Source organism: Rheinheimera pacifica, assembly GCF_024809855.1.
In the GTDB taxonomy this organism is placed as follows: Bacteria; Pseudomonadota; Gammaproteobacteria; order Enterobacterales; family Alteromonadaceae; genus Alishewanella; species Alishewanella pacifica_A.
The window spans coordinates 378,440-396,417 of sequence record NZ_JANUEM010000002.1; the positions used below are offsets into that span (position 1 = coordinate 378,440).

Consider the following 17,978-nt stretch of genomic DNA (forward strand, 5'->3'; position numbering starts at 1 on the left):
ATAGTATTGCAGGTAAAGTAAAGGCGCCCTGAGGCGCCTTACGGTTTAAAACGAGTAACTGACACCAAGCATAATATTGTCGGCTTTATTACCTTCCAGGTGGTAGCGGTTAAATACCGCCTGTAAGGCGATGTGCTCGTCCAGTGCATAACTGGCACCAAGCGCCCAGTAGATGTCGGTGTCGCTGGTTTTATAGCGGATCAGGTTATCACCGGCGGTGCTGTTGGTTTCGCTGTTCCAGGCGAATACACCGGCCTGCACAGTAGCTGACCAGCCAGCATGCTGCCATACGTGATAAGACAAGCCGCTACGTACACCTTTTGCCAGCATAGGGCCAATGTCTGATACTGCTTTATGAAACGCTTCCGGGGTCAGTGTTTCACCGCGCATGCTGACACTGGCGTCGCCTAAGTCAACATAGTGTGCCTGTACTGCCAGCCGGGGCGTAAAATAATAGCTCAGCCCCAGCGCCCAGCTTTTCCCGCTGTCATCATATTGCAGTAACTCTGCGTTTGCAGGTAGCTGGGCAAGGATTTCTGCAGTTGACTGCTTAGTTGTGCTTTTACCAAACATAGCATCAAGCGACCAGTTTGCCTGAGTGTTAAAACTTAGCAGAGCGGCTAACAGCAACACGGGCTTTTGCAGCATTTTGCGCCGCCGGCCCAGTGCCAGCCCGGCCAGTAATAACAGTGGCCAGCCATTTAGCACACCACCAGACGATTTATTTACCACTGTAATAACCTCATATGCTGTTATTGATATTGTCACTGTGCCATTAACACTGCCGCCACGCTGATCGCTTACTGTAAAACTAACGGTATCAGTACCGCTATAGCCTGCTTGCGGGGTGTAGCGCAGGGTTTGCGCTGCAGTGATTGTTACACTGCCGTTTTGCGCGCTGGCACTGCTGATAATCAGTGTGTCGCCATCCGGATCACTGGCATTGGCCAGCACATCAATGTCAACCGGTGTTTTATCATTAGTGCTGGCTGTTGCATTGCTTACCAGCGGCGGCCTGTTGTAGTACACCTCCACTGTAACAGTGGCGCTGGCGCTGCCGTTATTACCGTCGCTGATTCCATAGCTAAGGGTGTCAGTACCAATAAAGTCCTGCGCCGGGGTATACAGCAATGTCTGGCCATCATCACTGATGCTTACGCTACCAAATGCTGCTGCTGCCTGATTAATGCTCAGTGTATCGCCATCCGGATCGGTGTCATTTTGCAACACTTCCAGAGTATGGCTTTGGTTCCATTGTACGGAGTAGTTATCGTCTGTAGCTATTGGCAACTGGTTACCATTTAGCACAACGGCAACACCACCCGGGTCAACAATAGTGCCGTTAGCTAAACCGTCGGCATCGTTCGGGCCGCCATCTTCAATGGTCAGCTGAATACACCAGTGGCCGGCTGTTAAACCCGGTTGCCAGTTGCTGCCGCCAGGCGGTGGGCAGAAGCCCGGTTCGCCGGCAGTACTGAACAACTGGTTGCGCTCGTTTTGTACAAAGTTAGTCCAGCCGTTGGCAGGCGTAAACTTACGGTAAACTGCGTTTTGTGGCACAGGTTGCCGCTGTGGTAACACCAGTGCATAGCTCGCACCGGCAGTTGGCAGGTTGCGCAGAATAAAGTCAAAGGTGCCGCCAATATTAGTGGCCTGCATGTCTGGTTCCAGCCATTGCATATCAGCACCGGTTAACTGAATGCCGCCGGTATTGCTAAGCGCCGCGGTAGCACCTTTACGCAGGCAGATACCCGGTTCACCTTCAGCTACAAACTGGGTTACAGTTATCAGTTGCTCTGGCATTACGTTACAGTCAAAGCCTGGGTCCAGATAATCCGGAATACCATTGCCGTTGCTGTCACCCAAACCTTCTACATTGTCCGGGATCAGGTTGTTGTTGCTGTCGCTGCCATCCAGCACCGGCAACACATCCTGTACCAGCAGGTATACTTCGGCGGTATAGCTTAGTGGTTCTGCTGCATTATCTGTTGCGGTTAGCGCTATCTGATAAACACCACTGCTCAGGTTTGCCGGGTTAAATACAAACTGCGATATATCGTTTGAAATATTGGTCAGTGCTGCGTCAGCCTGCCATTGCAGGCTAACTGTATCACCAGGGTTTGGATCAGTAACCTGTGCGGCAACAGTAACGTCACCGGCAGTTTTGCCCACGGTCAGCCGGATTTGATTTTGCTGCTGTGCTTCCAGCATAACCACAGGAGCCAGATTAGCTTCTGTCGCCGTAATGGTTGTGCTGGCATTGGCGCCCAGGTTCAGGCTGTTGCTAAGCGTAACAACAATATCTTTTTCTGCCTGGGTAGTTAAATCAGCGAAGATATCGAAGCTGATGCTGGCACGCAGGCCGGAGCTTATTTGTACTGAACCGGCAGCCAGATTATGTTCTGTCACTGCGCTGGCTGAGCCACTCACACTGTAAGCAACCTCAAGCGGATAAGCCGGAGCCGGGCCATTTAGAATAACCTCAATGGTAACGGTGCTGTTGTTAATAACCGTTTGCGGCTTGCTTAGTGACACCAGAGGATTAATTTGCAGTAGCTGGGTTACAGTGCTGCTAACGCCGTTGGCATCAGTTGCCCGCCAGTATAATTCATGGCGGCCTGACGCAAACAGCGGCGAGCCGTTAACTAACGATACTGCCAGCCGGTTACCTGAGCTATCAACTGCCGTCGCCACACCCACATTTACTTTGGTAAACAGGCCGCTGGCATTAACAATTAAATCATCCGGTGCTGTAATTACCGGCGCATCAGGGTTACTGCCGTCTATTTGCAGGGTAACTTTTGCCTGATCACTAAATTCACCGTCAGTAATGCTGTAGCTAAAGGTGGCTGTACCACTGAAGTTTTCCGGCGCGTTAAATTGCAGTTTATTAGCCTGAATACTCACCAGGCCAATACTGGCTTTGGCAGCGGTAATGGTTAAGGTATCGCCATCCGGGTCAGTATCATTTGCCAGTACATCCAACAGGTAAGTATGGTTGCTGCTAAATGGCAGGGTGAAATTATCATCTACCGCTACCGGAGCTGCATTAACGTTAATCACTTCCAGGTTAAAGGCATCCAGGCTGGCAGTATATTCGCCATCAGACACACTGATCACAATACCGCTGGTAGTGCCCACATGCTCTTTCGCTGGAGTACCGGTTAGTGCGCCTGTAGCAGTATCAAAACTTGCCCAGGTAGGTTTGTTTTCAATACTGAAGGTCAGCGTATCGCCGTCCGGATCCGAGGCAGTTGGCACAAAACTGTAGGCTTCATCTTCATTGACGCTGGTCAACGGTGTACCACTGATTACCGGGGTTTCATTTACATTGATAACTTCAATGCTAAATGCCGCCAGCGAAGCGCTGTACTCGCCGTCAGATACGCTAATTACAATACCGCTGGTAGTGCCCACATGCTCTTTCACCGGAGTACCGGTTAGTGCGCCTGTAGCAGTATCAAAGCTGGCCCAGACAGGTTTGTTTTCAATACTGAAGGTCAGCGTATCGCCATCCGCATCTGTGACGGTGGGCACAAAGCTGTAGGCTTCATCCTGATTAACAGACGTAAGAGGTGTTCCGCTTATTTCCGGAGCGTCATTTACTGCAGTCACTTCAATGCTAAATGCTGCCAGCGAAGCACTAAGCTCGCCGTCACTCACACTGATAACAATACCTGTAGTTGTACCTACATCATCCCGTGTTGGTGTGCCACTTAGTTCGCCAGTCGTTGTACTAAAGCTGGCCCAGGCTGGTTTGTTGCTAATGCTAAAAGTCAGGCTATCGTTTTCAGCATCAGTAGCAACCGGGGTAAACAGGTAAGCGTTGCCACGGGATACCTGAGTTTGCGGTGTTCCGCTAATCTCTGGTGCACTGTTCAACGTAATGCTGTTTGACGCCGCAGAAGCTACGCTGACACCTGCGGAGTTAGTGGCAGTAACAGTGAAGGTGTAGGCTTTACCTCCAGTTAAACCGGTTATGGTTATTGGAGAGCCGTTACCTGATACCGACAGATTATCCGGAGTGGATGTCACGGTATATGAGGTTATGTCGCTACCGCCGGTAAAAGCTGGTGCGCTAAAGGTTATGCTGGCTTCTGTGCCTGACAATGGCGTGGCTGTGCCTATTGTTGGTGCTCCAGGTACAACGGCTGTAACACTAAAGCTGCGGCTAATTTGCGGCGCGGCTAAATAAGCAGCATCGCCCGGTTGATCGGCGTTGATAGTACAGGTGCCGATAGTCACAAAAGCTAAGGTGCCGCTACTGCTAACACTGCACACATCAGTGGTAGATGAACTAAACGTTACTGCTAACCCAGAGCTTGCTGTTGCCGTCAGAGTTGGGGCACTACCGAAAGCCTGAGAGCCGGGATCGGCGAAGGTAATACTCTGGTTAGCTACCGGAACTACAGCACTTGATGGTGCAGAAGGGGCGCTGTTACCTGCCGAGTTGACGGCTACTGCAGTAAAAGTGTAGCTGGTGCCATTCGTTAAGCCGCTAACCGTGATAGGCGAGCTGCTACCGCTGGCTGTCAGGCCGCCCGGAGAAGACGTAATAATATAGTTAGTTATTGGCACACCACCGTTAAATGTGGGGGCTACAAAAGTAACTGCAGCTGTAGTATCACCTATAGTTGCAGTTATTGCAGTTGGTGCACCAGGCACAACTGCATTGACATTGAATGTTTGCTCTACCTGAGGAGCAGCAGAATATGCCGCATCACCGGCTTGATCGGCCCGAATAGTACAAGAGCCTGCCGTGACAAAGTCTAAGGTTGTGCCATTCACAGTACACACGCCAGGTGTTGCGGAGCTGAAAGTAACAACATAAGCGCCACCGGCTGACGAACTTGCTACCAGTGTTGGTGTAGTACCAAAACTCTGCGCTCCGGGGTTAGCAAAGGTAATAGTCTGGTTTGTCACTGGCGTAATCTGGTTGGATGCAGGCGATGCAGCACCGGTACCAGCAGAGTTAGTTGCCGTTACGGTAAAGGTATAGGCGGTACCATTAGTTAAGCCATTAACGGTAATCGGTGAAGCTGCACCTGTACCGGTAAAGCCACCGGGGTTAGAGGTAACAGTATAACCGGTAATATTAACGCCACCGGTATTGACTGGTGCGGCAAAAGCAACGCTTGCTGTAGTATCACCCGCAGTGGCAACAACCGCCGTTGGTATGCCGGGCACTACCGGGTTAACTGTAAAGGTATTACTTACCTGAGCGGCTGGCAAATAACTGGCGTTACCGGCCTGATCAGCATTAATGGTACACATACCTGCGGTAACAAAGGTTAGTGCCCCGCCGCTGGTAATAGTACACACGGCAGTCGATGCAGAGGTAAAGGTTGGCGTTAAGTTAGAGTCCGAAGTTGCCGTTAGCGTTGGTGTAGTACCAAAGTTTTGTGCACCCGGGTTATTAAAGGTAATGGTTTGAATGGCCGCCGGTGTCACGGAGTTAGAAGCTGCTGACGCGGCACCTGTTAAGCTTGAGACGTTGGTTGCAGTTACAGTAAAGGTATAAGCGACACCGTTGGTTAAGCCTGTAACAACAACAGGAGAACCGGAACCCGTGCCGGTAAAGCCACCGGGGCTGGACGTAACGGTATAGCTGCTAATTGCCACACCACCGGTATTAACCGGCGCTGTAAAGGCAACGCTGGCCTGGGTATCACCTGCTGTTGCTACCGGGTTGGTTGGTGCAGCTGGTGCTATTGCATTGACATTAAATGTCTGTTCTACCTGAGGAGCTGCAGAATATGCCGCATCACCGGCTTGATCGGCCTGAATAGTACAAGAGCCTGCCGTAACAAAGTTTAACGTTGTGCCATTAACAGTACACACGCCAGGTGTAGCGGAGTTGAAAGTAACAACATAACCGCCACCGGCTGATGAACTTGCAACCAGTGTTGGCGTGGTACCAAAGTTTTGCGCGCCAGGGTTATTAAAGGTAATCGTTTGCGGCGCTGCCGGTGTAACGGAGTTTGATGCGGCAGATGCCACACTGGTACCTGCCGAATTAGTGGCCGTTATGGTAAAGGTATAAGCCACACCATTGGTTAACCCGCCTACCGTAATCGGAGAGCTTGTACCGGTGCCTGTTAAGTTACCAGGGTTGGACGTAACGGTATAACCGGTAATTGCCGCGCCACCGTTATTGGCTGGTGCGGTAAATGTTACCGAAGCCTGGCCATTGCCAGCTGTAGCAGTACCAACAACAGGGGCATCTGGCACCGTAGGTATATCTACCGTATGCGCAGTACCGCCGGTATAGGCCGGGCTGGCATTGCTTGCAGCATCGGCAATATTGGTGCCTGCACGCAAATCTAGCCGTATTGCACCACTGCCGCTAATGCTATTTACCGTCACAGTATAAACCGCCCCGGAGCCAGCCACACTGGCGATGGTTCCTGCGGCATTGCCGGTTGTTGTTGTTAATGTGAAATCATCGGTAGACACTCCGGTTACCGCTTCACTGAAGCCAACCGCAAAGGTTACTGTGGTTGCATCAGGTAACGAACCGCCCTGCGGTGCAATACTGGTTACTACAGGTACAACATCATCAATTACTGTAACTGTAAATGCCTTCTCGACACTGCCGCCCGCATTATCCGTGGTGCGGATACGCACACTGTATGCCCCCGCCGTCAACGCAGACGAATCATTGGCACGTAAAGATGCACTACTGATGTTAAAGCTGGCGTTATGGGTATCACCAACGCCGGCTACCAAGGTGTAGGTAAAGGTATCGCCTATGTCCGGGTCTGATGTGCTTAATGTGCCGACGCTGGCATTAGCGCCACCACTTTGGGCAACACTGTTATTAGATAAACTTATGTCGGAGGGCAACGTATTGACTGCAGCGGTATATGCCGATGTTGCAGCCTGAATACCGCCATAACCATCATTTGCGGTGACAACCACACGCAGATACTTTTGGGCATCGCTGGCGGTCAGGGTGTAGCTGGCACTATTAGCACCGCCAATAGCTGCCAGGTTGGTACCACTATTGTCATCGGCTCTGTACCACTGGTAGCTATAAGTACGGCCATCACCGTCGGCATCGCTCCAGGCGCCATTGCTGGTTGAAAGAGTACTGCCTACCGCAGTGGTGCCAATGATGCCTGGTGGTACACTGTTAACCGGCACTGAGTTAAGGATCTGCGTATAGGTTGAGTTGGCAGGCGTGGTGCCGCCATTGCCATCGTTGGCGGTAACAACAACCCGCAGGTATTTATGCGCATCACTGGTCGTTAGCGTATAACTGGCCGTGGTGGCGCCAGCAATCGCGGCCATATTGGTGCCAATGTTGTCATCGGCTCTGTACCACTGGTAGCTGTATGTACGGTTATCACCATCGACATCGCTCCAGGTACCATTGGTGGTTGAAAGGACGTTGCCCACAGTAGCGGTACCACTGATACTAGGTGGCGCACTGTTCACAGGCGCAGTGTTGGCGACCTGTGTGTAGGTCGAGTTGGCAGTTGTAATACCACCATTGCCATCATTAGCTGTTACCACCAGTTGAATATATTTATGGGCATCGCTGGTAGTCAGGGTATACGTAGTACCGGTTGCTGACGCAATAGCCGCACGATTGGTGCCGCTGGCATCATCAGCCCGGTACCATTGGCGGCTATAGGTTAGCGTGTCACCATCGGCATCGGTCCAACTGCCGGTGCTACCGGTAAGTGCATTACCTACGGTGGCAGTGCCGGTAATGGTAGGAGCAACATTGTTTACCGGGGCGGCGTTGACAACCAACGGGCCAACCGACAAGTCATCAATACCAAAATAGTTAGCATTAATTTTAAACTGCAACTTACGTACGCTGGCAAAACTGCCAGAAACAGTGCGTGTGGGAGCTGTATTATAAGTACCATTATTACGGGTATAAACAGAACTGGCAGGGTTGGCAAAATTGATGGTAATGGTATCGGTATCGTATACCGCATCATATTTTATAGAGGCGACTTGAACTCCCGAACCATCCAAACCAATAATTTCAAACACATCTGCCGATGGGATTCCCGTGTGGCCAGCAACGGGGCGATAGGTTATAAACCTGACCGAGACCGAATTCGGGATAAAGTCGGTATTATCCGTCTTAGATAGCTCCAGGTATCGGGGCCTGCCGCCTGATCCCCAACCGCCCCCATTTATCCACAACTGACCATTCGCTGAGCCTGCAGGTTCTACGGCCGAGCCCTGAGCAGTAGGTCTGTAATTGCTGTGCGCATATACACTCTGATCCTGGTTAACCGACACTGGCCGAACAGATAAGTCTGAGCCAACAGTTATCGGGCATGTGTTAATTCCGTAATTATCATAGACATAACACGTAGCATCTTGTTCAAAATCATATACCGTCGCTAACACATTGTTATAGGCAAGCAAACGCTTAATGTTAAAGGTCTGCGCCACACCAATAATTTGTTCGCCGGTAAAATACTCTAAGTCCCAGTCAGAAGGCTGTTTGGTTTGTTCGATGCCGGAACCGGTCAAATTCACAGAGCCAGCCACATCAGCGCCGGTTATTTGCGCCAGCTCAGTTACAAAACCTTTGCCCAGCCCGGATTTCGCCACATCACAGCCGAATAACTGTAACTGCCCATCTTCCGTTAACAATGCACCCAATTCTTGCAGTTGTTGTTTGTATTCATTCAGGTTTCTGGCAGAAATAGACTGCCCGGCCAAATAAATTTCACCATCAGCCCCATGCGACAGGATATTTAAAACCTTCACCTGCCCCATGGTTTTTACTTTGGCAATAATTTGTTCAAGTGGCGATTCACCTGCTTTTAATAGCAGCACTTCACCGGATTGCACGGCATCAGATAATATTTCCCACTGATCAAGAGCCGGATCAATCACCGTTAAGATCGCGTTGTCAGCAACAAAGAATTCTTCGTTATTGAGTGAGGCAAGTGATTGCTGATAAGAGTCATCCGCACTTTGGTTAGCCAATAAATGCAGTGACTGAACTGACCGTTTTGCCTGACCAACAGCTTGTGTTGGTGCTGCTGATGTAAAATCGGCTGCGGCTTTCGCCTGAATATAATTTTGGGTTTGCGCCGTTAATTGACGATTTACTGACGACGATAAGACTTCGTCGGCATTGGCAAATTGCCCCTGCAATAAAGCCAGAACTGCCACAAAAGACAAATTTAAGGACAATTTCTGAAACCAGCGATAGCCTGAATAAACCCGGCTCAATTGACCAAGGGCTTTTTTCTGCAATGCACCGACATTTACCTGACGCTCAAGCAGATCCAAATAGCGAAGCACAGCACGGCGCTGTTTGCGTGTAGGTATGACCCGCTCATCAATTTTGTATTTGGCGAGCAACCCACTTTCTTTTAGTAACTTGTGCCCATTCATAACTTGTCCTTTCACATCAGTTTTCATTTATTGATTTTTAAGCCAAACAGCGCCTTGTCCTGCAATGCAAGCTTGAAGAGCATCAGGCCTATCAGGGTCATATAAATTGGTGGGGCCAGGCTCAGTGAGCACTTTCAGGTCAAAAACCTCATCCACCCCGTCCGGTAACAGCACATCACCGATAACTTCTTTTTTTAGTAAATCTACAATAATAAAACCGGGCTTGATGACCCGTTTGGCAATAGGTAAAAAGCCAAAGCTACTGGTTTTTCTTAACCGCGACACACCGATAAACGCGTAGTGCTGATAAAAATCCATGCCTCTTAAAAAGCCCTCTGCCTGAACTAATAATTGGTTTTGCCCGGTGGCAGGATCAAAACAATATAATTGCTCTGCTGCGGAATTCAGGTAGTACAAACGCCCCTGATGCCAACGCGGGCTATGGGGCATAGACAAACCTGTAACGACAGGCACCTGTGTTTGCACATCAATCACGACACCCGTTTCCATACCTGCATTCTGGCGCCAGCTTTCGTTGCTGTTGCTTTGGCTAAACGCCGTTACATAACGGATCTGCTTTTGCTCGTCGGTAGCCATACCATTCAAATGGCAGCAATCGGTAAAACTGACATCGCCGACAAAATTGGGTTGCCAGACACTCTTGTAGTGCAGGTAATCGGTATTATCGATTTGCCCCAGGCAGTTTTGCCCGGTACAAACACCGACCAGACCCTGTTGGGTAAAGGCCAAATCGTGCAAATTGAGGTGGTGTGTTTTGAATTCACGAATGGGATAAAAAATTGAGCGATATAATTCGCTATTTTGAGGGTGCGTTAAACGCGGCTCGTGGCGAAACACAATAACGCCATTGGCCCCGGCAATAGCAAGTAAGGCGCCAGATTTAGCAATTCCCGCCGCTTTTTTTAATCGAAAACCGGATTGCACAATCGATTCGGACTGGCAACCAAATACAAAAACGCGCCCTGCAGTATAAGAAGTAAGTACGATGTTAATACCCAACTGCTGCAATAGAGCTGCTGCATCAGGCGAAAAACGAGCAAGGCTCATTGGCCAGCACCGGCAAAATGTAAGTAGCAACAATGCTCATGGCCATTTATGCCCATGAGGAAATTTAACCGACATAGATCGGTTAGTGATATAGAGCCTGACGGCTGGCTGGAAACAAAATGAAAACGCGTCACTGCAAATCCCTGTTGTACATCTGCAGGCCAAATCAGGTTCAGCTGCAGTTCATTTTGGTGAAATTGTAATCACAACGGGAACTATCCGCCAGTCCCTCAATGAAAATAATAACAATCTAAGCCACAATTTATACTGAACTGCTTGAAATGCCTGCACTAGCGCAACACTCCTTGTGCGGTTAATGCAGGCTAAAAGCAAAAGTTGCTTAATTACGGGAGGGGAACATACCAAATAATGCAATGCAAAATGGTATCACTATATAAGGTTGACGATTTTCATGGGCCTGGCTACCTCCTGTAATTCCCAGCATAGTGGGGGCTAAAGGTACTAACTGGTCAATCAGGTTGCTATAAGCTCTTTGTATCGATGAGCCATCAGCCTGCTCTGAGAGAGAAAGATAAGCACCAGTCCCGTCTGTAATCACATTGTTCCCTCCTGACATTTTCACTGTCATTAAGTGATTATGGGAGGGTATTTCTGTCTGCAGCAAGGTTACAGCAACAGCGCCGTCTGTTTCACCGACAACACGGGGAGTTAAGCCGGGCCCATTGCCCTGATGCATCATGGACCGGCCCTGTAAATTGGGTAAACCAAAATTACTGGTACCATTACCACCATAATTCACCCCCAGGATGGAATACAGCGCCGTATTTTGCTGAATAGGCATCAGCTGGCCTGCGCAGTACGCAAAATTATGCGGTGCAAAACTATAAGGAAACTGCCGGATTTCCCCTACAAATGGTTCTGACATTATGCATCTCCTTAGTTACGTGAAGGGAAAATACCCTGCAAACACAAAATAAAGCTCATTGCCAGAAACGGCATCATGTTTTCGTGCGGCTGACCACCACCAATTTGCCCCACTGCATTGGGCAACAATTGTGCAGTGCGGCCTGTAGTTATAGAAGGACTCTGATAGTGGTAGCCCTTACCAATCAGCTGGCCTGTAGGTGTACTAAGACTGGCGTCTGTATCAGAAACGGACACCGTATGGCTATGAGCCGGTAACTGAGTACTGACAAGCGTGACAGTCTCGGTACCAAAACTTTGCCCCAGAACTCTGGCTGTTAAGCCTGGCCCTGTACCTTGGCCCACTGGCACCCTGCCACGGGCCTCCGGTAAATTAAAACTATTGACTCCATCGCCGCCGTAGGTTGTGCCAATTAGTGCATAGAGCGCGTCATTTTGTGAGATAGCAAGGCTTTGGCCGTTGCAATACGCCCAGTCTCGGGGAGCGAAGGTGCCGGCGAATACCCGAACTTCGCCCATAAAAGGTGCGGACATAATTTGTTCTCCTCAATTACGGGATGGGAATACGCCCTGCAGGGCAATGGAAAAACGTAATACCAGGCTAGGCTGCATATTGGCATGCGGTTGACTGCCTCCTTCTGTAGACAAAGCATCTGTGGCTAAGGTCTTCAGGTTGCTGTCGGGAGTAACATAGTAAAAGCCTGGATCTGACACTGCACACAGGTTGGAGCCCGCCGGCGGGCTTGGGCTGTTAAATAGCCCCGGCGAGTTTTGTGCGTTAAAGTAGTGAATATGCTGGGGTATCTGTGTTACTTGCAAGGTGACATTTTCCAGCCCCCCTGTTTGACCGGGGTTATAGCTCACGCCAGAACCCGGATCAGTTCCACGCCCTAATGGTGTTCTGCCCCGGTAATCCGGTAACCCAAACGTAGTGGTGCCATTACCGCCAAATACGGTGCCCAGCAACGAAAACAGGGCCTGATTCTGGTTAACAGCCATTTGCTGCCCTGCACAGTCCGCCCAATGCCTGGGAGGAAAGGGGAGCGCGAACATTCTTACTTCACCTATAAAAGGCATTGACATAGTTATTGTTCTCCTGATGTGAATGAAAACACCGTAAATTCAGGTGTAAAACACAGCTCACCTTGTGCAGTGTCAGCTCTTTTTTTGTGATACTACAATTTGATATTTATCTGTTGCATAAGGCGACATAAACAGTTGCACTTCACCAAAAGATTGATGGCTAAACAGATAATTACCGCTGGGGCAATGCACCTCTGCATCGCTGCTCAAATCAACCGAGAAAGCTTCATACTCTTCAGTTGTAAAGCGAGGTAAAGAGACCTTCTCTACATTAAGCTGAACTATATTATTGCTGCCGTCCTTCAACTGGATTTTTTGGTTCAGCAAGGCCGTTAATGTATCAAAGTTAAATTGTTCCATTTGATTTCCCGAAATTATGCTCCTGAAGCGATTCCAAATCAGCTTAGAAAAGTAAACTGATAAAAGCCACTAAAAACCATAATTTTTAATAAGTTAATTTCAAAAGGTTTATGCTGTAATTTAGTGCTGAAGCTCAAATAATAATTTTTTGCATCGCTGGCGGATACCAAATCATTAGCTCGTAGGGTTGTTGAATTGCTGTAGTAACAAACCCTAACCGCTGATACAAAACTTTAGCTGCTGTATTTTCCTGCAGCACAGTCAGAGTCATAGGCACTGCTACTGCGGCTGAAGCCTGCTGAAAAGCCTGTACCACTGCTGCGCCTAAACCTTTGCCTCTGGCTGCTGGTATCAACGCCAAATCAATTAACCGCACTTCGTTCGGGCCAAAATCCAGAGTAGCTTTGCCTATGGCTTCCTGATGTTTTTCGATAATAAAATACATGGCATTCGGATACGCATCGCCATAGCCTTGTGTCTGGGCTCTGAATTGCATTTCCATTAGTTCTGCTTTTTGCTCTTCCGGGGCGTCAAGAAATGACAGATCGTCGCGGGTTGACTGATATAGAGACTCCAGAAATACTGTATCTTTTGCCGTTGCCGGACGTACAGATAAGCCATCAGGCAGAGTAAGTTTTTTCAAGGCAGGTCCTTGTTTTAGTTTCTGTTTTAAGCCAGCATAAATAAGAAGTTACCAATTTTCCAGTATTCATTAGCAACAATATAAAACTGATAATACAAAATAAACCGGGAATAAAATATGACAGCATTCTTTGTTTTATCAACCGGCCGTTGTGGTACGCAGTGGCTGGCAGAAACGCTGCAATGCTGGTCTACTAACTTTGTGGTACAGCATGAACCTATACATTTGGGTTACCGGCCGGATTTGAATACACCGCAAAATCCACTGGCGGCTAATGCTGAGCAAATTCAAAATCATTTAACCTATATAAAACGGCAATTGCAGCAGGGGAAAACCTATATTGAAACGGGCTTTCCGTGCTGGCGCCATCTGCATTGGTTTAAACAACAACTGGGTGAAGTAAAGATTATTTATATCCACAGAGAACCCGTTAAAACTGTGCAATCTTTATTAAAACTGAATGCTTTTATTCCGCCGTTTCTGCCTCATCTCCCGGTTAAAAACCTGTTTCTTCCAGGTGCAGAGCAGGAGCTGTTATATCAGCACCAGTCACTCTGGCCACAATTGAGTCCAGCAGAAAAAAATTTATGGTACTGGGCTGAAGTGCAATGGCAAGCCTGGCTCTATCAGCAGCAATGGCCTGTGGATGACTGGCTCAGCCTTAGCTTTAATCAATTATTTACTGCGGATGCCAGACAGCAGTTAGCGCAGTTTTTACATTGTGAAACAGATGTCTCATGGCCTGTTGAACAACCGTTAGACCAGTTTGGAGGCGCCTCAGTACAATCGCTACCAGATTTCCCCATACTGATAAAAATCCCCCAGATACGTGATATTGCTATCCGGCTTGGCTATCAATTTCCTAATTCAACCAGGTTTTGATACACCGGTGTCAGCGTTTGCCTGATATGCTCTAGTTGGTTGGTATTAAACACTTCTAATGCTGTTTTTGTTGCGGCTTTAAACGGTACTCCCCGCTGTTTAGCATCGAATTTATGCCGCTCCAGCCAGTGTCCGGTTTGTTGTATGGTTAGTGTAATATTCACCAGACCGGCCAATGTTGCTGGTGTAGTTTGTTTCAACTGTTCATAGGTAAGGATTTTACATTTTTTCTTAGTCAGTATTTGCTGCATGTAATCTGCCATTAGCTGTATTACTTTTATCCGGTATTCCAGTAAAGGTAAGTTTTGAGGTAGCTGATGCCAGAGCGCAGGCTGTAAGCTAACCATGTGTTTTCCAGATTGTTTTTCATGGGAAGCCAGAATAGCTTCAGGCTGGCGGATTAAACATACAACCTGAGCTGACGGGAACGTTTTTAACCAAACACGCCAGTGTTGTAAGTCCCAGGCATTGCACTTGATAACGAGTTTTTCTTCAGCATGCCGGAAGCGGCCCTGTAGCCTGACGGCCAAATCCAGCATATTTTCCTGCTGAGGTTGCCAGTATGGATCTGCTAATAAATCGCTTATTAGCATCGACTCTGATAATACTTTACATTCAGGTTGCAGCATAAAACTGCCAGACAACAATGTAGAGCCACATCTTGACCAATGAAAAATTAGTAAGGCCGGTTGTATTGGCGGAAGTTTTTCCCGTTGTGCTAATAATTCAGCTACATCGCTATACGGCTGGATAAATTGTGCAAGCAGGCTCTGGCGACTAAGGGCTATATCCTCTTCCAGAAAAGGTAACACTGGTTTAGTAAATGCAGGTATCCAGCGAATTGTTTTTTGCTTCGCCTGATAAGCGCTGGGTTGCCAGCATTGGCTGAATTGCTCAGCCTGCGGGCAAAATGGCAGGCTGTTCTGTTTTGCCAGAAAAAGCTGCACTTGTTCAAAATTGGCTTCAGGCCATTGTAGGTACAATTTTAACAAGCGCACAAACTCATCTAAGCTGGTTTGCTGCGATAAAGTCTGTAACTGTTCAGCGTTGTGTAGCAGGTTGTAATACAGCGTCACGGTAAACATTAATCTGCTACCGGATACATATTAATATATTGCACCATACGGGGTTGATCAGTCATGTTTTTTGAAGGGCCGTGAGGTAGAGCGTGATGCCAGATAATTAAATCGCCAGCTTTGGCAGCTATAGCTTTTACCGGCCATTGGGCCCAGTTTTGCTGCTGCAAAGTATTTTCATCCTGTTGTTGTTGCTGTAACCATTGCTCTATCTGCAGATGAAAGCCTGGTACACAGCAAAAAGCGCCTTGCTGTTCTGTGGTATCTGTCAGGTAAATTAAACCTTGAGTTGCAAACTTCACCGGCGTGCGAAGCTCCATATCCCAGTGCATGCCTGGGCCAGGAAACTTCCAGGTAGCCGTCTGGGGGGGATTAAAACTGACTCTGTCAGTGCTCATAACCAGATCTGTACGTTGCCAGAGTTGTTCAAAAATTTGCCTGATAACTGGCACTTGCCGGTTGGCATCCAGAGCAGGATGACGAAATAGCGGCAACATAATTTTTTCACACAGTGTCAGATGTTGATACCAACTGGCAGGGTGCTCCGGGTCAGCTTGCAGGTGCTGCCATACAGCCTGTCGACTGTGCTCGCATTGTGCCGCAGTAAGTACCGATGGGATAACTAAATAACCATTTTGCCGCCAGAACTCTAATTGCTTTTCTGACAACACTGAAGGTACTGCTGTGGGTTGTCGGGCAGCCGATAGTTCTTTTAACTGACGATTAATTTCCTGTTTTTGTAACTCACTTAACGCGAGTTGCCGGATTTCCTGTTGTAGAGCAGATAAGCTGTCGCAACGATGTAGCAGTTGCATACCAGGTTGTAAACCTGTACCTATTAGATCCAATACTGCCCGGTCAAGATTCCATTCATCAGCAGTTGGTTGTGTAGTGGGCTCAGAAGAGATTTGTAACTTTTTCAGCAGCGTTTTTTGCCATAAACGGTGCAGGTGATAGATACCTTCGCCACTAAGATCACTGCTTGGTGTCAGTTCAATAGAAGCAGTTTGATACTGTAACTGCCATTTGGGTAAATGACCCGACTGATAATTGAATGTTAAGTTTGTGCCGGGAGATAGCCGTACCTGCCGTCGGTATTTGGGCAGAGTGAGCTGACTTTGATTTTCGCGTAACCAGAAGTTCCGGTATACCTGAATTTCGGTACATAGTTTTACATCAACTGCGCAAGCTTCAGACATTGGTACAGGGAATGTTGCTGTGAGTATGCTGGTTTCTCCTTGCTGTAACCGGATTGCACTTTCACTATTCAGATTAAATACCTGCCCCAGTGGGTAACACGCCTGATGTTGGCGGTCGTGCGACTCCAGCTCAGCGCAAAGTTGCACTTGTTGCGGGATCAGGCTGCCACCTGTTGCCAAACAGCGTTGTAAATTAACGAATATTTGAACCTGTGGTTCCTGTTCCAAAAATTGATTCATGGTTTCAGACAGGATTATATCGTAGGTAGTACCTTCTGCCGGCTGCCACACAGTGGCATCAGCGCATACCCAATCTGCAATTCTGTCTCCCAAGTTCAGTGTATTGCACACATTACGAAAGCTTTCGAGAGAAAATGAGTGAATATCCAATGCTGTAATCTGTAGCTGTTTTGCACTAAATAAACCGAGCAGTGGCAAAACCAACCAGCCTAAAGGCCCGGTACCTGCATAGAGTAACTGAACTGGCCGCTCTGGGTTCAGGCGTTCATGCACTGCCTGATATACTCCCTGCATAAATACTCTGCTTCGTTCAACATCTTCAGCACACTGCGCTGCGGTTGTGGGTGATACAGCTTTCCCATAGGGGGTAAGGGTAAAGTCCAAATCTCTGTATTGATCCGGGTGCAGGTCGAGGTTAATGTGCTGGCATAAGCTGGTTAGCAAAGACACAATTAGCGGGCGGGCTTCAGCTGCACCTTTGCACTGTAATATTTTCTTAGCCAACTCTGGCAACATCAGGTCAGTCAGCTTTGGGTGGTGTTGCATTGCATCCGGCATAAATTTGCTCCTTTAAGTGATCATTTACTACGCAGTCCAGTACCAAATTAATGCGCGGCTCTGCACCTTTATTTTCGACTCTGTGTACCTGATCGGCATTGATATACCAAAGCTCACCTGCCCGCATAGGTACTCGTTTTTCATTCACAAAAAAATTTAGCTGTTCATTGGTTTGAAGAGACAAATGTAGCCGGGCTTCTCCATGCTCCAGGCTTAAACCATGATCGCGGTGGGCGTTAATTTCAGCGCCGGGATGCAGGCGCATTAATCGTACCGATTTTAGCTGGTAAGGTAACGTATTTACAAAGTGCAGCAGTGCTGGGCTGTGTTCCAGATAGGGTAAGTTGCTCCAGTTTGCATCGGGGTGAATAGCAAAACTTTGCAAAATACCGTGACTATTAAGATGTTGCGTAGCACAGCGTAAAGCTAATACGTCCCAGCCGCCCTGATAGTCCCGTTTATTAACATGTGCATGCCACTGCTGCAGCAGTAACAAGCTGAGTTCCTGCTGCATTTGCAGGTACTCAGGCACAGTGCCCAGCAAGGCAAAACTACAAATAGTCATAGCTAATTCGTTAACTTTATTTTATAAAAACAGAGGCTAAC

The 17,978-nt window shown here is 48.2% G+C and carries 11 protein-coding genes; 1 reads left to right on the top strand and 10 read right to left on the bottom strand.

Annotation, left to right across the window (positions count from 1 at the left end; translation table 11 throughout):
- Positions 1-45 precede the first annotated feature (45 nt).
- The 7 genes from M2404_RS04585 to M2404_RS04615 form a co-directional block, all read right to left on the bottom strand.
- The gene (locus M2404_RS04585) at positions 46-9,378 is read right to left on the bottom strand and encodes an Ig-like domain-containing protein (protein ID WP_259238550.1); all 9,333 of its coding nucleotides are present in this window, start codon (positions 9,376-9,378) and stop codon (positions 46-48) included.
- Between the two features lie 27 nt (positions 9,379-9,405).
- Positions 9,406-10,446, bottom strand: coding sequence for a TIGR03032 family protein (locus M2404_RS04590; protein WP_259238551.1), 1,041 nt, complete (start codon positions 10,444-10,446; stop codon positions 9,406-9,408).
- A 340-nt stretch (positions 10,447-10,786) separates the two neighbouring features.
- Positions 10,787-11,332 carry a phage tail protein gene (locus M2404_RS04595; RefSeq protein ID WP_259238552.1) on the bottom strand — a complete coding sequence of 182 codons (546 nt, stop codon included), beginning with the start codon at positions 11,330-11,332 and terminating at the stop codon, positions 10,787-10,789.
- An 11-nt stretch (positions 11,333-11,343) separates the two neighbouring features.
- Positions 11,344-11,865 (bottom strand): phage tail protein, encoded by a 522-nt coding sequence (locus tag M2404_RS04600; protein ID WP_259238553.1) that lies wholly within the window; start codon positions 11,863-11,865, stop codon positions 11,344-11,346.
- Positions 11,866-11,877: 12 nt separating this feature from the next.
- Positions 11,878-12,414 carry a phage tail protein gene (locus M2404_RS04605; protein ID WP_310503063.1) on the bottom strand — a complete coding sequence of 179 codons (537 nt, stop codon included), beginning with the start codon at positions 12,412-12,414 and terminating at the stop codon, positions 11,878-11,880.
- Between the two features lie 72 nt (positions 12,415-12,486).
- The gene (locus tag M2404_RS04610) at positions 12,487-12,774 is read right to left on the bottom strand and encodes a DUF6916 family protein (RefSeq protein WP_259238554.1); all 288 of its coding nucleotides are present in this window, start codon (positions 12,772-12,774) and stop codon (positions 12,487-12,489) included.
- Positions 12,775-12,907: 133 nt separating this feature from the next.
- Entirely contained in the window at positions 12,908-13,417 is a 510-nt protein-coding gene (locus M2404_RS04615) for a GNAT family N-acetyltransferase (protein ID WP_259238555.1), read from the bottom strand.
- A 117-nt stretch (positions 13,418-13,534) separates the two neighbouring features.
- On the opposite strand from M2404_RS04615, the gene M2404_RS04620 reads away from it, so the two are divergent.
- Positions 13,535-14,299 carry a hypothetical protein gene (locus M2404_RS04620; protein WP_259238556.1) on the top strand — a complete coding sequence of 255 codons (765 nt, stop codon included), beginning with the start codon at positions 13,535-13,537 and terminating at the stop codon, positions 14,297-14,299.
- On the opposite strand, the gene M2404_RS04625 is transcribed toward M2404_RS04620, so the two are convergent.
- Genes M2404_RS04625 through M2404_RS04635 form a run of 3 tightly spaced genes read right to left on the bottom strand, consistent with a single transcriptional unit; the run spans position 14,272 to position 17,937 of the window.
- On the bottom strand, positions 14,272-15,384 hold the full coding sequence (locus M2404_RS04625; protein WP_259238557.1) for a hypothetical protein: 1,113 nt from the start codon (positions 15,382-15,384) through the stop codon (positions 14,272-14,274). The two genes, M2404_RS04620 and M2404_RS04625, sit on opposite strands and share 28 nt — an antisense overlap.
- Positions 15,384-17,372, bottom strand: coding sequence for a phytanoyl-CoA dioxygenase family protein (locus M2404_RS04630; protein WP_259238558.1), 1,989 nt, complete (start codon positions 17,370-17,372; stop codon positions 15,384-15,386). Before M2404_RS04630 ends, M2404_RS04625 begins: the two co-directional genes overlap by 1 nt.
- Positions 17,335-17,937, bottom strand: coding sequence for an aspartyl/asparaginyl beta-hydroxylase domain-containing protein (locus tag M2404_RS04635; RefSeq protein ID WP_259238559.1), 603 nt, complete (start codon positions 17,935-17,937; stop codon positions 17,335-17,337). Before M2404_RS04635 ends, M2404_RS04630 begins: the two co-directional genes overlap by 38 nt.
- Positions 17,938-17,978: the final 41 nt, after the last annotated feature.

Coding starts and splice junctions, on each gene's coding strand:
- M2404_RS04600 (WP_259238553.1), bottom strand. CDS start 11,865: ATGTCCGCACCTTTTATGGGCGAAGTTCGGGTATTCGCCGGCACCTTC.
- M2404_RS04625 (WP_259238557.1), bottom strand. CDS start 15,384: ATGTTTACCGTGACGCTGTATTACAACCTGCTACACAACGCTGAACAG.
- M2404_RS04585 (WP_259238550.1), bottom strand. CDS start 9,378: ATGAATGGGCACAAGTTACTAAAAGAAAGTGGGTTGCTCGCCAAATAC.
- M2404_RS04610 (WP_259238554.1), bottom strand. CDS start 12,774: ATGGAACAATTTAACTTTGATACATTAACGGCCTTGCTGAACCAAAAA.
- M2404_RS04595 (WP_259238552.1), bottom strand. CDS start 11,332: ATGTCAGAACCATTTGTAGGGGAAATCCGGCAGTTTCCTTATAGTTTT.
- M2404_RS04630 (WP_259238558.1), bottom strand. CDS start 17,372: ATGCCGGATGCAATGCAACACCACCCAAAGCTGACTGACCTGATGTTG.
- M2404_RS04605 (WP_310503063.1), bottom strand. CDS start 12,414: ATGTCAATGCCTTTTATAGGTGAAGTAAGAATGTTCGCGCTCCCCTTT.
- M2404_RS04635 (WP_259238559.1), bottom strand. CDS start 17,937: ATGACTATTTGTAGTTTTGCCTTGCTGGGCACTGTGCCTGAGTACCTG.
- M2404_RS04620 (WP_259238556.1), top strand. CDS start 13,535: ATGACAGCATTCTTTGTTTTATCAACCGGCCGTTGTGGTACGCAGTGG.
- M2404_RS04590 (WP_259238551.1), bottom strand. CDS start 10,446: ATGAGCCTTGCTCGTTTTTCGCCTGATGCAGCAGCTCTATTGCAGCAG.